This window comes from Desulfomicrobium norvegicum (assembly GCF_900114595.1).
GTDB lineage: Bacteria > Desulfobacterota > Desulfovibrionia > Desulfovibrionales > Desulfomicrobiaceae > Desulfomicrobium > Desulfomicrobium macestii.
This window is the reverse complement of record NZ_FOTO01000005.1, coordinates 34591-48424: the sequence shown is the minus strand read 5'-3', so window position 1 is coordinate 48424 and position 13834 is coordinate 34591. Positions and strand designations below refer to the sequence as shown.

At 58.5% G+C, this 13834-nt stretch carries 13 protein-coding genes; 8 read left to right on the top strand and 5 right to left on the bottom strand.

Translation table 11 applies throughout. From position 1 onward, the window contains the following. Nucleotides 1-3 precede the first annotated feature (3 nt). On the top strand, nucleotides 4-2388 hold the full coding sequence (locus BMZ24_RS09235) for an FAD-dependent oxidoreductase (RefSeq protein WP_092191541.1): 2385 nt from the start codon (nucleotides 4-6) through the stop codon (nucleotides 2386-2388). A gap of 177 nt (nucleotides 2389-2565) precedes the next feature. Here the strand turns inward: BMZ24_RS09235 and glgP are convergent, their stop codons facing one another. From glgP to BMZ24_RS19805, 4 genes are all read right to left on the bottom strand, one after another. Then, nucleotides 2566-4275 carry an alpha-glucan family phosphorylase gene (gene glgP / locus BMZ24_RS09230; protein WP_092191539.1) on the bottom strand — a complete coding sequence of 570 codons (1710 nt, stop codon included), beginning with the start codon at nucleotides 4273-4275 and terminating at the stop codon, nucleotides 2566-2568. Nucleotides 4276-4400: 125 nt separating this feature from the next. Next, on the bottom strand, nucleotides 4401-5357 hold the full coding sequence (locus tag BMZ24_RS09225; RefSeq protein ID WP_244150333.1) for a 1-phosphofructokinase family hexose kinase: 957 nt from the start codon (nucleotides 5355-5357) through the stop codon (nucleotides 4401-4403). Nucleotides 5358-6002: 645 nt separating this feature from the next. Then, nucleotides 6003-6845 carry a type II TA system antitoxin MqsA family protein gene (locus BMZ24_RS09220; protein ID WP_161949102.1) on the bottom strand — a complete coding sequence of 281 codons (843 nt, stop codon included), beginning with the start codon at nucleotides 6843-6845 and terminating at the stop codon, nucleotides 6003-6005. Nucleotides 6846-6915: 70 nt separating this feature from the next. Continuing rightward, nucleotides 6916-7158 (bottom strand): hypothetical protein, encoded by a 243-nt coding sequence (locus BMZ24_RS19805; protein ID WP_161949101.1) that lies wholly within the window; start codon nucleotides 7156-7158, stop codon nucleotides 6916-6918. Here BMZ24_RS19805 and metC point away from each other — a divergent pair. After that, entirely contained in the window at nucleotides 7157-8329 is a 1173-nt protein-coding gene (metC, locus tag BMZ24_RS09215; RefSeq protein ID WP_092191533.1) for a cystathionine beta-lyase, read from the top strand. The two genes, BMZ24_RS19805 and metC, sit on opposite strands and share 2 nt — an antisense overlap. 114 nt (nucleotides 8330-8443) lie before the next feature. Here the strand turns inward: metC and BMZ24_RS09210 are convergent, their stop codons facing one another. Continuing rightward, the gene (locus BMZ24_RS09210) at nucleotides 8444-9805 is read right to left on the bottom strand and encodes a sigma-54 interaction domain-containing protein (RefSeq protein WP_092191530.1); all 1362 of its coding nucleotides are present in this window, start codon (nucleotides 9803-9805) and stop codon (nucleotides 8444-8446) included. A 248-nt stretch (nucleotides 9806-10053) separates the two neighbouring features. On the opposite strand from BMZ24_RS09210, the gene BMZ24_RS09205 reads away from it, so the two are divergent. From BMZ24_RS09205 to BMZ24_RS09180, 6 genes are all read left to right on the top strand, one after another. Further along, the gene (locus BMZ24_RS09205; protein WP_092191528.1) at nucleotides 10054-10278 is read left to right on the top strand and encodes a hypothetical protein; all 225 of its coding nucleotides are present in this window, start codon (nucleotides 10054-10056) and stop codon (nucleotides 10276-10278) included. 40 nt (nucleotides 10279-10318) lie between these two features. Next, nucleotides 10319-10540 (top strand): hypothetical protein, encoded by a 222-nt coding sequence (locus tag BMZ24_RS09200; protein ID WP_092191526.1) that lies wholly within the window; start codon nucleotides 10319-10321, stop codon nucleotides 10538-10540. 30 nt (nucleotides 10541-10570) lie between these two features. Beyond that, entirely contained in the window at nucleotides 10571-11575 is a 1005-nt protein-coding gene (locus BMZ24_RS09195; RefSeq protein WP_092191524.1) for an arsenic resistance protein, read from the top strand. Between the two features lie 4 nt (nucleotides 11576-11579). Continuing rightward, entirely contained in the window at nucleotides 11580-12095 is a 516-nt protein-coding gene (locus BMZ24_RS09190) for a universal stress protein (protein WP_092191522.1), read from the top strand. A 296-nt stretch (nucleotides 12096-12391) separates the two neighbouring features. Next, nucleotides 12392-13354: a 4Fe-4S dicluster domain-containing protein gene (locus BMZ24_RS09185; RefSeq protein ID WP_092191519.1), complete on the top strand. Its 963-nt coding sequence runs from the start codon at nucleotides 12392-12394 to the stop codon at nucleotides 13352-13354. Continuing rightward, on the top strand, nucleotides 13347-13772 hold the full coding sequence (locus BMZ24_RS09180) for a hypothetical protein (protein ID WP_092191517.1): 426 nt from the start codon (nucleotides 13347-13349) through the stop codon (nucleotides 13770-13772). Before BMZ24_RS09185 ends, BMZ24_RS09180 begins: the two co-directional genes overlap by 8 nt. The last annotated feature ends 62 nt before the right edge of the window (nucleotides 13773-13834 follow it).

Genomic DNA, 13834 nt, shown 5'->3' with positions numbered 1-13834 from the left:
GATATGCAAAGCATCATTCATATTGACGGAAAGGAAAACGGAGTGCGCCTGGAATCGCGCATCCTGGAGGAACGCATCCAGGACGCGGTCAAGGCCGGAGCCAGGGAGCTGACCATCGACGCCTGCGGCCAGCACGGTATCGGCGGGCGGTTGTGGGTATCCAAGGATGAGTCCGTCAGCGTCAAGGTCACCGGCGCGTCCGGACAGCGCCTTGGTTCCCTGGGCTTCCCCGGCACGACCATCGAAGTCATGGGGCCCGGCTCCGACGACATCGGCTGGCTCAACGCCGGAGCGGAAATCATCGTCCACGGCAACGCGGGCAACGGCATCTGCAACGCCATGGCCCAGGGCAAGGTCTATGTCGGCGGCAACGTCGGCTCGCGATGCATGACCATGACCAAACAGAACCCGCGCTTCACCCCCCCGGAACTTTGGGTTCTGGGTGAGACGGGCGACTATTTCGCGGAGTTCATGGCCGGCGGCACTGCCGTGGTCTGCGGTTTCAACGCCCACGATCAGGCCAATGTCCTGGGCTACCGCCCCTGCGTGGGCATGGTTGGCGGGCGCATTTTCTACCGTGGCCAGGAACAGGTCATCAGCAACGCCGACGCCAAGCACGTGCCCATCTCCGACGAGGACTGGGCCTGGCTTGAAGAAAACCTAAAGCAATACCTTCAGAAAATCGAAAAATCCGAACTTTTCGACATCCTGGCGACCCGCGACCAGTGGCATCAGGCCACGGCCAAGTCCCCCTACGAGAAGGTCACCAAGAAACGCAAAAGCATGTCCGACTTCCGTTCCCAGGTCTGGGACATGGAGCTTGGACGCGGCGGCCTGGTCGGCGATCTGACCTCCCTGGACCGTTCGCCCATCGGACTCATCACCAGCGGGGAATTGCGCCGCTTCGCGCCGGTCTGGGAAAACTGCAAGTACATGCCCCCCTGTCAGGCCAGCTGCCCGTCGGGGATTCCGGTCCAGAAACGCTGGCAGCTGGTGCGCGAAGGCCGCCTGGCCGAGGCCGTGGATCTGTCCCTTGAATATACGCCATTCCCGGCCACGGTCTGCGGCTATCTGTGCCCCAACCTGTGCATGGAGGGCTGCACGCGCGGCCTGGGCAGCCTGAAGCCCGTGGACGCCAAGATGCTCGGCAAGGAAGGCATCAACGCCCATCCGCCCATGCTGCCTCTGTCCTCGGACAAGAAGGTCGCGGTCATCGGCGGCGGCCCGGCCGGCATCTCCGTGGCCTGGCAGCTGCGCCTCAAAGGCCACAAGGCCTCCGTGTTCGACATGGACGAGAAGCTGGGCGGCAAGCTGCAGGCCTCCATTCCGGCCAACCGCATCCCGCCCGAGGTGCTGGCGGCGGAGCTGGACCGGGCGCGCGAGATCATTCCCCATGTGCGCCTTGAAAAGAAACTCAACCGCGACGACTTCGAGGCCATAAGAAGCGACTACGACTTCATCGTCCTGGCCACCGGAGCCCAGCGCCCGCGCACCCTGCCCGTGCCCGGCAACGAGCGGCTCATCACGGCCACGGACTTCCTGAAAGCCTGCAAGCACGGCGACGCCGATGTCGGAGAGCGCGTGGTCATCATTGGCGCGGGCAATGTCGGCTGCGACGTGGCCACCGAAGCGGCCCGCCTGGGCGCGAAGAGCATGACGCTCATCGACGTGCAGAAGCCCATGAGCTTCGGCAAGGAGCGCGAGGAAGCCGAGAAAGCCGGAGCCCAGTTCCTGTGGCCCTGTTTCACCAAGGAAATCACGGCCGAGGGCGTGCTCCTGACCGACGGACGGGTCATCCCGGCCGACACGGTCATCATCTCCATCGGCGACACCCCGGATCTGGAGGCCTTTCCCGAGAACATCGCTCGTGAGCGCGGCTTCATCACCGTCAACGACGTCAACCAGACCACGGACCCGAAGGTCTTCGCCATCGGCGATCTGGTCAAACTTGGCCTCCTGACCCAGGCCATCGGCGACGGACGACGTGCGGCCCAGGCCATCGACGACATCATCAGCGGCCGCCGCCCCCTCTCGGTCACCGAGGACATGCACGAGGGACTCAAAACACGGCTTGAATACATGGATCCGGGCAACCACATGTCCGAAACCATAGACTACTCACGCATGAACCTGGCCTACTTCGACCCGCGCCTGGGCGCATTCGACAGCCTGGACCAGTGCGCCGAGGAGTGCTCGTCCTGCGGCGTGTGCCGCGACTGCGGCATCTGCGAGGCCATCTGCCCGCGCGGGGCCATCAGCCGCGAAGCCTTGCCGGACAACGAATTCGCCATGGTCTGCGACAGCGAGAAATGCATCGGCTGCGGCTTCTGCGCCGGAGCCTGCCCCTGCGGCATCTGGACGCTCATTCCGAATACGCCGCTGGAATAGGCGGATTTAAGAATCAGAGAAAACAAGGGGGAAGACGATTTCCCCCTTGTTTCATGTGCGGGAAGGATTGAAGGGAAGATACCTGGACGTTTTTCCGTACACAAATCTGCAAACATAGAAGGCTCGGCTCGTGCCGGTTCTTCTCTTTGCTTTGACAATCAGGATAGATGCGTTTTCTCAGCGATTGTAATATGCATTGAGCACATACTCCTGCACCATCCTCTGGGTGTTAAAAAATGATCCGTTGATGGCAATGGAGTAGGCCATCATGTCCATGAATCGGCCCCGATCGCTGTAGAAAAGGGGGATAACGGTATGCTCCAGCTTGTCGTATAGAGACGGGGCGTCCTGGGAGTGATCCCGCTCCTCTCCCTTTCCGTGAACCGGCTCCCCTATGGACCAGCCCGTCAAACCCTCAATGTGCCCCTCGATCCACCAGCCATCCAGCACGCTCAGGTTTGGGACACCGTTCAGGGACGCCTTCATCCCGCTGGTTCCGGAAGCCTCCATGGGCGGCTCGGGTGTGTTGAGCCAGATATCCACCCCGGCGGTCATGATCGCACCCAGCGTCATGTTGTAGTTCTCCAGATAAACAACTTTAATGTCATGCTTCAGGTCATTTTTGGCCGAGAATATTCTTTTAATGAGTTCCTTTCCGTTATGGTCACGGGGATGGGCCTTGCCGCTATAGACGATCTGGATTTTGCCGACCTCATTGGAGATTCTCTTGAGCCTCTCCATGTCTCTGAACAGGAGATCCGCCCGCTTGTACGTGGCGGCGCGTCGGGCAAAGCCGATGGTCAGTATGTTTTCATCCATGCCCACACCGGTTTCGTCGTTGACAAGGCCCATAAGCTGCTTCTTGCACTGCATGTGGGCGTCCCACAGTTCATTCCTGGGAACGCTCAAGGCGTAGCGCAGGCTGAAATTGTCCTGCCTCCATGAAGGAATCATACGGTCGAAAAGTTCTCGAAACGGTGCGGCGACCCAGGCGGCGGCATGGACCCCGTTGGTGATGGCGTCAATGGTATAGCCTGCAAACATGAGCCTTGAGATCTCGCCATGTTTTCGGGCCACACCGTTGACATAACGGCTGAGGTTGAGGCCCAGATAGGTCATGTTCAGGGTGGTCCCTTCATGGAGAACGCCTTCCAGGTCGAAGAAATCATCCCGCTCGCCGATGACCTTGCGTGCCAGCTCCAGCGGAAACTTGTCATGACCGGCCGGAACAGGGGTGTGGGTGGTAAAAACGCAATGGTCGCGGACCGTATCCAGGTCCTGCGCCATGATCGATTTCCTTCCGGCCTGTTTCGCCGCCTCGTCAAGCAGCGCCAGAGTCAAAAGGGCGGCATGGCCTTCGTTGAGGTGGAATGTGCTGATTTCCTGATAACCCAGAGCCCGGAGCATCCTGACGCCTCCGATACCCAGAATCACTTCCTGTGAGATCCGGTAATGATCATCCCCGCCGTACAAAGAGTGGGTCAGCCCCCTGTCCCACTCCGAATTTTCGGCAAGGTCCGCATCCAGAAAATAGATGGGAACCACGTAGCCGCTCAAGCACTGGGCATCGTAGCGCCAGGCCCGAAGGTGCACGGTCCGCCCTTCCACGGTGACCTGGGCGCGAGCGGACTCCTCTTCCAGCAACTCATCAAAAGCCCAGGAGGTGGGTTCCTCCCGCTGCCACCCGTCGGCTTCCAGTCGCTGCCTGAAATAGCCCTTGCGATAGAGAAGCGTGACCGCAACCATCGGCACCTTGAGGTCCGCTGCCGAACGGATCGTGTCTCCGGCCAGTACCCCCAGGCCACCGCTATACGTACATATTTTTTCGTCAATGCCAATTTCCATGGAAAAATAAGCCACTGAGCGATCTTTGATGTCCTGATTCATGTCTTTCTCCTGATGCTGGCAAGGTTCCGGGAGTTTCTCCAGGATTCATGAGGCCGGGTGCGTACGCTCTTGATTTTAAGGAGTGAAACTCTCATGGCCGTCACCCCGCGCTGTGCATGTGTTCTTCAAGATCCTGAAACCATGCTTTCATATAACCTCTCGGCATCCTCCCGCCTACATAGCTCCGATCCCGGGGTCATGACGGCTGCCGAACCGGTCGCCACTCCGAAAAGGACGGATTCCCTGAGCGGGTTTCCTCGGGCAAGGCTCAAGGTGACACCGGCAACCATGCTGTCTCCGGCCCCGACCTTGCTGACAATGGGCACGGTAGGCGGCAGGATGTGTTCGGTAAATTCCTCCGAAACCACCAGGGCGCCTGCCGCACCGAGAGAAATAATGAGCACCTCGCACCGGCCGCTCTTGACCATTTTCTGGGCCTCGGCCTTGATCTGCGATTCCTCTTTGATCTCTTCGCCGACCAGTTCCCTGAATTCGCGGACATTGGGTTTGATCAAAAACACCCCTTCATCCAGCGCTTCCTTCAAGGCTTTACCCGAAACGTCCACAATGGTTTTTGCCCCCCTTTTCTTTCCGATACGCGCGACCTGTGCATAAAAGTCAGTAGGCACGCCCTGCGGAAGGCTTCCGCTTGCCACAACATAATTGGGTGCGGGGTCGATGGCAGCAAGTTCCTGAAGAAATGACTCCCATTCGTTTTCCTTCAGTTTTGGTCCCGGCATTCCAAAGCGGTACTGCTGGCCGGTCGATTCATCCAAAATGACCAGACTCTCGCGGATCATTCCCGCGATGGGAAATGACCGATGGTTCAGCCCTTCTTCGTCCAGAAGTTCCTGAAGCCTCTTGCCTGTCATTCCCCCTGCGGGATAAAGGAGCTGGGATTTTCCTCCCAGTTTTTTGATGGCCCGACAGACATTAACCCCTCCGCCTCCTGGCTCGAAACGTGGCGGCTTGCAGTAGAGTTTTCGCTCTGCAACGACGTGATCAACACTTGAGCTCTTGTCGATCGTTGGATTTAAAGCAATGGATACAATGGTTTTCATGATTATAAACTCCCTGATCACCAACCCGATGCCGAACTTTCCGTAAGTTTGAAACCACTCTTGCGGAATCTCATATCGTCAACACGATGATCGACGAGATAAGCTTCGATTTTTCAACAAATTTATCTGAAGCCGAACCAGTCGTATCTCATCCAGTAGCATAGAATCATGGTCCCGAAAAGCAGATAGGCTCGCAAAAGGAGCTGCGGCGATTTTTGGCACACGGCCACCGCTTTTGCTTGCTCCAGCGCGGTGGGTAACCTTTCAGCTTTTTCTCATGAACATTCAGGATGATACCCAGCATAACGGCGCATGAAACGAGCCAGCGCCACTTGGCGTTGCGCTTTCTCATGTGATTTCAAAGCGATGCATAGGTTGATCGAGGATGAGAAATTAATAGCTAGATTCGAGAAGGTGCGCGCTACTACAACGTCAACTTGAGATGATATACCGGAAGGTCACTATCGCCGCAGCAGCCAGCGAAAAAAGCCTGAAACAAGAATGGTGAAAAAATCTGGATGTAAAAAATAAACGGAAACTATAAAGAATAGCAATCAAAAAAAATGTTCCCGCATCATTTATTGAATATTGCACGCATGGACACTGTCACAGCAAGCTTCAGCAAACCATTTGCGTCACTTTTGCGCATTCGATCGCATTCAATTGTTAAGAAAGATCCTTGCATGTGGGCATTTCGGTCAAGTCAACGGCATGGGAATATGGAATGAGCGCCCCGGTGGCGCAACGCAGCCAGATTGCTTCGCGGTGCGAGGCATCGTAGACGCCCTTGTTGGTCGGAAAAGTCCGGGCCACGGCTGCGATAAGGGCCGTTTCCGCTTTGCTGAGTGGTGAAGCGCTGGTCATGTCGGCCTTGAGTATCTCATCAACCAGATCCCGATAATTGTTCAGTTGAGGGCCCATCGGTAAAGCGGCGTATGTAGCCCCAGTCATGCCGCGGCCCAGATCCCTGAATGCGGCCATGTCGGCGTACCAGAGGTATTTAGCCGCATAGAGCATGCGGTCATCCTTTTTCAACAAAGGACGCTTCAGGTGATCCGCAAAGGCTTCAAGAACCAAACGAATTCGCGGGATGGAAAATTCACGGTTGCCAGTGTGCTCACTGCATTGATTGTCCAGCAGAAACGATCGCAACAGGGTGTCCATCGACTTGCTCTGAACAACGCCGGTTTCCCAGCGTTTGATACTGGCGACTCCGACTTCCAAGGCATCCGCCAGTGCCTGTTGCGACAAGCCCTTTTCCTGACGCAGTCGACGAATATCTTCGCTTCCGAGCAAACCAACGATTTTCCGGTATGCATCGGCAAGCCGCTCCTGCATGACCGCCGCCTCTTCGATGTCAGCCAACTCAAGCCCGCATTCGGCGCACTGCTGCAACGTTGCAGTGTACGCAACCTCAACGCCTTTAAACAAAACATGCTCTTCAATCTCGATTTGCCTCACAAAACCCTGACAGTTGGGGCACGGCGTTGCCATATCCTGATTCTTCATGGTGATCTCCCTTGACGTTATAGGTGACTTGCCTGCAGCAAATTTCCATCGCGTACACGTGTGATCACAATCACGGCAAGCGCCAGAGACCTTGGTTCTCTGAAATACGGAAGCATCCCAGCATCGCAAATGCCGACATACTGCCAAAGCAGTAGCGCTCCGCTCTCCCTCTTTCCAGGGACGCAAGCAGGAGTCCATCGCCGCCAACCGGCACCAAGACCTTGAGCACGAGCCCTTCGGCCGCCCCATCCAAAACATTGTTGACCAATGATTTTCGCCAAGGCATCAGCACCAGGAGCAGGAGGGATTTCATGAAAGCACGCACCCGCATCATGCAGACGCCGGATCTGGGACTTCCGCGGACCAGAACCGTCAACCCGGAACTTCATCGCGGCTCGACCGTATATTTCGACTCGTATGCGGATCTGCGCAGTGCCGGCCTTGGAGAATATGGCGGGGTCACCTATGGCACCGACAGGCTGCCGCAGCAGCGCATTCTCGAAAAGGCCATCGGCGAACTTGAGGGCGCGGCCCTGACCCGCGTCTTTCCCTCGGGCATCAGCGCCATAAGCGAAACCCTGCTGGCTTTTGTGCAGAGTGGGGACCATCTGCTCGTCTGCGACAATGTCTATGGACCGACCTTACGCTTCTGCCGTGAGGTCCTGGGCAAATTCGGCGTTCAGACCGATACCGTGCCGGGCAATGCGGGAGCGGACATCGCAGGCTACCTGCGTCCGAACACCCGGCTCATTTTCCTGGAATCGCCGGGCTCGAACACGTTCGAGATCCAGGACATACCAGCCATCACCGGCATCGCCCGCGAACGCGGCATCCTGACCGTCCTCGACAACACCTGGGCCACTCCCCTGTTCCTCGATCCGTTCGCCCTTGGCGTGGACATCTCCATCCATTCAGTCACCAAATATCTTTCCGGCCACTCGGACGTCCTGATGGGCTCGGTCTCGACCACCGCCGAACACGCCCAAACCCTGGACAAGGCTTACGCCTGCCGGGAAATCTACGGTTCGCCCGACGACTGCCTGCTGACCCTGCGCGGCCTAAAGACCCTGCATGTCCGCATGAGGGAGCACTTCGCCTCGGCCCTTAAGGTGGCGCAGTGCCTGCAAGACCATCCGCTGGTCGGCGACGTGCTCTATCCGCCCCTGCCCTCGCACCCTGAACACCATCTCTGGAAGCGCGACTTCAGCGGCGCGTCCGGCCTTTTCGGCATTACCTTGCGTCACGAATACGCTCCGGAAGATCTGGGCGCATTTCTGGACTCTCTTGGTCTGTTTGGGATGGGATTCAGTTGGGGAGGATACAAGAGCCTGATCACGGCCGGAGTGCCCGCAAGAAATCTGGGCGGCCGCCATCATGGGCAAACGATCATCCGCCTGCATATCGGACTCGAAGATCCGGAGGATCTGATGGTAGATCTGCGGCACGGGCTGTCGCTGCTTGAAAAACAGACACCACTTGAATGATGCGCCCGTCAGACCCGGCGACTGGCCATGACGTGACGCCATGGGCTCCGCATATCCGGGCGCTTCCGTCAGACCCGGCAAAGGGAGCCTTCGTCCGGCCGTTTTCAAACCTCCTTAAAGCCCCACCTTGTAGCGTTTCATCTGGCTCCAGACGCTGGTGCGGGAGATTCCCAGAATCCGCGCCGCTTCGGACTGGTTTCCGTTTGCCTCGCGCAGGGCCTGCACCAGGCGCTCCCTCTTGATTTCATCCAGGCTTCTGGCCCCGACATCGGCAGGGGCGCACACGACTGCCTCGCTCATGAGCTCCGTCGGCAGGTCACGGGGTTCGATCATGTCCGTCTTGCAGGCCACGAAAGCGTATTCGAAGGCGCTCCTGAGCTCGCGCACGTTGCCCGGCCACGGGTGGCGCAGGAGCAGATCCATGGCCTCGCGCGAGATGCCCTGCACCTTCTTGCCGGACTTGAGCTGCATGCGCAGGAAAAACGAGGAGGCCAGCAGCGGGATGTCCTCGCGGCGCTCGCGCAGCGGTGGGATGCGGATGGGGATGACGTTGATGCGATAGTACAGGTCCTGGCGAAACAGGTTCCTGGCAATGAGATCCGGCAGGTCGCGGTTGGTGGCGGTCAGAATCCGGGCCTGAACCGGGATGGACTTGTGGTCGCCCACGCGCTCGATGACCTTCTCTTCAAGCACGCGCAGGAGCTTGACCTGGGTACTGGCGGGCAGATCGCCGATCTCGTCCAGAAAGATGTCGCCGTCGCCCGCGCTCTCGAAGCGCCCCATGCGGTCCTTGTGCGCCCCGGTGTAGGCGCCCTTGACATGCCCGAAGAGCTCGCTTTCCAGAAGCGACTCGTTGAGCGCCGCGCAATTGACCTTGATGAAAGGCTTGTCCCGGCGTGGTCCGGCTTCATGGATGGCCTTGGCCACCAGCTCCTTGCCGGTGCCGCTCTCGCCATAAATGATGACCGGAGAGTCGATCTGCGCCACGCCGTCGATAAAGTCGAAGACCTGCTGCATGTTCGCGGCCCGGCCCACGATGCCGTGAAAGGAGTCTTCGCGTGAGATCTCGCGCCGGAAGGTCTCAAGCTGCTGCTCCTTGTCCACAAGGTCGGAGATGTCCGTCATGGTCTCCACCGCCCCGATTATCTCGCCGTCCCTGTCCTTGAGCACCGAGGCATTCTTGACCACGGGCACGCGGGAACCGTCCTTGCGCATCAGGGCGCACTGCTGCTTGCGCAGCTCTCCCTTCTTGAACATCACGCACCAGTGACACTCCGGAATCCCGCGTGCCAGCTCGCAGGACGAGCAGCCGAGGATCGTGCACGAAGCCCCGATAAGCTCATCGCGGGCATACCCCGTCATGCTCACCAGCCCCTCGTTGACGGACACGATCTTGCCGTCCGGCGTGACGATCATGATCCCGTCCTGAATGGTGTTGACCACGGTCTTCCAGTATTGATTCAGATCCTCGTCCATCCCCTTCGCTCCATGCCACCTGTTTTATTTGTGAACAAACAACCTGTTAAGGTGTTTAGTTAATGAACATGCAAAACGCAACAGCGAAGCGCCAATCAAGCATTTTGAATCGCCTACACGCACATTTAAAATAATTATTTCGCCATGATAAGCATAATTAAAATCTCGGGATCACCAAAAGGAAATTCTGGCACGCCGCTGGCTATGGGAGAAATGTCGGCGAGGCCCGGCGCATGAGGATGACTGCCATGACCAAGTTAGACATGCGGAACACAATGGATTTTTTCGGGATGCTGACAGCGTGCGCACTGATCAAAAGGCTTGAAGCCGGTGAGTCCATGCTGATCCTGGCCAATGACAGGGCCTTTCTGCCCGATCTGCGCAGAGTGCACCCGGAGTGCAGTTTTCAGCTGGTCCCACCTCATGAATTGAAGGAAGGAGACGATTATCTGTTTCAGGTCAGAAAAATCTGAACCAGGCAGACTTCTCAACCCAAATCGCAAGGAGCAAGCCATGTCTACAGTAACAGTCAATTGCCCGTATTGTCAGGAAAGCATGACCGTAAATCAGGGAGACGACTATGCCCCGCAATTCCACGCATGCCGCAAATGCGGACGCAAGTTCATCGTGGAGCGCGGAGCGAACAGGGTAAAGGTCATGAAGGAAAAGGAAGCTCCGTGCATGAGCAATCCGGACTGCCGGGAAATTGAAACCAGCGCCACGTGTGAAGAATAGCAACACAAAAATGAACAAGGAAGAAAGGTGATGTGGAAGATACTGCAGACGATATCTAAAAATCTGGTCCTGGCCATCCCCACGGTCATGATCCTGGGATTCGTGAGTGGGCTCCTGGGTGACGCGGCATGGCTCAAGAATCTCATCGTGCCCTTCACCTTTCTGATGGTCTACCCGATGATGGTCACGCTGAAGATCAATCAGGTCTTTTCCGGCGGTGATCTGAAGGCACAGATCGTCACCCAGATCGTCAATTTCGCCATCGTTCCCTTCATGGCCTTTGGAGTGGCCTGGATCTTCTTCCGCGACCAACCGTACATGATGCTCGGCATCGTGCTCGCCGGTCTGGTGCCGACCAGCGGCATGACCATCTCCTGGACCGGCTTCGCGGGAGGCAATGTCGCCGCCGCCGTGAAGATGACGGTCATCGGGCTCACGCTGGGTTCCCTGGCCACGCCGTTCTACGTGCGCTCCCTGCTCGGGGCGAGCATCGAGATGGATGTCAGCGCCGTCTTTTCCCAGATCGCACTCATCGTCTTCCTGCCCATGGCTCTTGGCTACGCCACGCAGCGACTGCTGATCCGCGTTTATGGCCAGAAAACATTCGCCGAACGTCTGGGACCGCGCTTTCCCGCCCTGTCCACCCTCGGCGTGCTCGGCATCGTGTTCATCGCCCTGGCGCTCAAGGCCAGGACCATCATGGGCGCACCGGCCATGCTGCTGCAGATCCTCGCGCCCCTGGCGATCATCTATGGAGTGAATTTCGTCCTGAGCACCGTCCTGGGACGAATCATCCTGCCACGAGGCGACGCCATCGCCATGGTTTACGGCACCGTCATGCGCAACCTTTCCATCGCGCTGGCAGTAGCCATCAACGCCTTCGGATCCCAGGGTTCCGACGCGGCCCTGGTCGTGGCCATGGCCTACATCATCCAGGTCCAGAGCGCGGCCTGGTACGTGAAGCTGACCGATCGCCTCTTCGGACCGGCACAGCCAAAAGGCATTTTTACTCCCCAAACAGCAAGCAGGAGCTGACACCATGCTGCCCGAATACAAACGCATTCTCTATGCAACGGACCTCTCCGAAAGCGCGCGCATGGCCCTGCGGCACGCCGTTTCCCTCGCCAACTGCCATGGAGCGGCCATGACAATCCTGCATGTCGTTCCGGATCTGGTCGAGCTCATGAGCGGGGACGCGGGTTTTGACATTGAAAGCCATTTCAGCCGCGCCGAGTGGGAAACGATCAATGCCACGGCCACAACCAGGGCCAAGGAAAAAGCGCGCGAAAGGGTGCGCGAGATGGCCTCCGAATGCGTCACGGACAATCCCCGCTGCCCGGTGTCCGGGGCCGAACTCAAAATCCAGACCGGAGACCCGGCCGAACGCATCCTGGCCGAAATACAAACCGGAAACTATGATCTGGTGGTCATGGGAGCTCATGGTCGCGGAACATTCATGGACATGCTGCTTGGATCCGTGGCAAACAAGGTCGTAAGGCTCAGTCCGGTGCCGGTACTGACTGTGCGCCTCCCCGTGGAGAAAGCGACAGGATGAGTCGACAGCGTACGGGAAAAGGCAGGATCCCCGCCTGCGCGGGGATGACGTCCCTGACTCGCCTTCGAATTGTGAAGATTTCGGCAGGCAGGATCCCCGCCTGCGCGGGGATGACGTCGGGGAGGGACGGCTGGATTCTGGATATTTCCGGATTGCCGCAATGGCGGATACCGTTTTTACAGACACAAGACGCGGCACCGCAGTGAGCGCGGTCGACGCCCTTGTACACTGTCATCTCCGCGCAGGCGGCGATCCATGCCTTTGAACATCAGACTACGAATACTTTGGAGAAACGCATGAAAGTCAACCGCAGATCCTTCCTCGCCTCCGGCCTCGCCGTTGCAGCAGGGGCCGCCCTGGGCCCGGCGAAGGCGCGCGCCCAAGGCGCCCGGGCCGAAGAGGTCGTACTGGCCACGCTGCTGGACCTGTCCAAATGCATCGCCTGCGGCGCGTGCGTGGAGGCCTGCCGCGAGACCAACGGCCACAAGTTCCCGCAGCCGAAAAAACCCTTCCCCAAGATGTATCCATCCAAGGTCAAGGCCGCGGACTGGTCGGATCGGCAGGATGTGGACGACCGCCTGACTCCCTACAACTGGCTCTACATCCAGACGGCCACGGGTGAATACAACGGTAGGCCCTTTGAGCTCAACATCCCAAGACGCTGCCTGCACTGCCAGAATCCGCCCTGCGCCAACCTCTGCCCGTGGGGTTCCGCTTCCAAGGACAGCCGGGGCATAGTCAGCATCAACGACGAAATTTGTCTGGGCGGCTCCAAGTGCAAGGATGTCTGCCCCTGGCACATCCCCGAGCGCCAGACCGGCGTTGGCCTTTACCTCAAGCTCGCGCCGAGCTTCGCGGGCAACGGCGTCATGTACAAGTGCGACCGCTGCCGGGACCGGGTGGCCCTGGGTGAAACCCCGGCCTGCATCGAAGCCTGCCCCGAAGGGGTCCAGACCATCGGCCCGCGCGACGAAATTCTGGCTCAGGCCCGTGAACTGGCCCGGCACACCGGCGGCTTCATCTACGGCGACACGGAAAACGGCGGGACCAACACCTTTTACGTCTCCCCCGTGCCCTTCGACGTTTTGGATCAGGCCATTGAAAAGGGTCCGGGCAAGCCGCATCTGGCTTCGGTCGGCAACCCGTTCGAAAAAGAGGAGCTGCTGGCGCGCGCCGTCTATGCGGCGCCCCTCGTCGGAGTCATGGCCGGCGTGCTGCATCTGGTGCGCGGAGCCACCTCGGAGGACGACAATGAATAAGCTCACCCTGCTCTTTCGCCTGACCGTGGTCGCGCTGCTGTTCACGGGCTTCGCCCAGATGCCCATCTTCGCCCGCTATTATCTGGCGGACGTACCGGGCTTCGCATGGACGGCGGACTACTATTTCAACCACGTGCTGCATTATATCCTGGCCATCGTGCTGCTGGCCATTCTTGGCTGGCGGCTGCCCCGCATCCTGACCCGCAAGTCCTGGACGGCAATGGATGTCATCGTTGGCCTCTGCTGGGCAGGCATCGTCGTGACCGGCATCATCCGGGTCATGAAGAACCAGCCGGAGAGCTATTTCTCTCCCACGCTGGTCATGTGGGTGGACTGGAGCCATCTCGGATTTGTCATGCTTCTTGGAGCGGCGAGCCTGATCCGTTCAAGAGCCCGGCCCGCATCCCTGAAAAGGTGATTCAGGCAAAAACCTAACATATCACTTTAAGTTTTTTCGGCGGATTCATTCCTGTCAACATG

Coding starts and splice junctions, on each gene's coding strand:
- BMZ24_RS19805 (WP_161949101.1), bottom strand. CDS start 7,158: ATGAAATCCCTCCTGCTCCTGGTGCTGATGCCTTGGCGAAAATCATTG.
- BMZ24_RS09220 (WP_161949102.1), bottom strand. CDS start 6,845: ATGAAGAATCAGGATATGGCAACGCCGTGCCCCAACTGTCAGGGTTTT.
- BMZ24_RS09235 (WP_092191541.1), top strand. CDS start 4: ATGCAAAGCATCATTCATATTGACGGAAAGGAAAACGGAGTGCGCCTG.
- metC (WP_092191533.1), top strand. CDS start 7,157: ATGAAAGCACGCACCCGCATCATGCAGACGCCGGATCTGGGACTTCCG.
- BMZ24_RS09205 (WP_092191528.1), top strand. CDS start 10,054: ATGACCAAGTTAGACATGCGGAACACAATGGATTTTTTCGGGATGCTG.
- BMZ24_RS09210 (WP_092191530.1), bottom strand. CDS start 9,805: ATGGACGAGGATCTGAATCAATACTGGAAGACCGTGGTCAACACCATT.
- BMZ24_RS09190 (WP_092191522.1), top strand. CDS start 11,580: ATGCTGCCCGAATACAAACGCATTCTCTATGCAACGGACCTCTCCGAA.
- BMZ24_RS09195 (WP_092191524.1), top strand. CDS start 10,571: ATGTGGAAGATACTGCAGACGATATCTAAAAATCTGGTCCTGGCCATC.
- BMZ24_RS09185 (WP_092191519.1), top strand. CDS start 12,392: ATGAAAGTCAACCGCAGATCCTTCCTCGCCTCCGGCCTCGCCGTTGCA.
- BMZ24_RS09180 (WP_092191517.1), top strand. CDS start 13,347: ATGAATAAGCTCACCCTGCTCTTTCGCCTGACCGTGGTCGCGCTGCTG.
- glgP (WP_092191539.1), bottom strand. CDS start 4,275: ATGAATCAGGACATCAAAGATCGCTCAGTGGCTTATTTTTCCATGGAA.
- BMZ24_RS09200 (WP_092191526.1), top strand. CDS start 10,319: ATGTCTACAGTAACAGTCAATTGCCCGTATTGTCAGGAAAGCATGACC.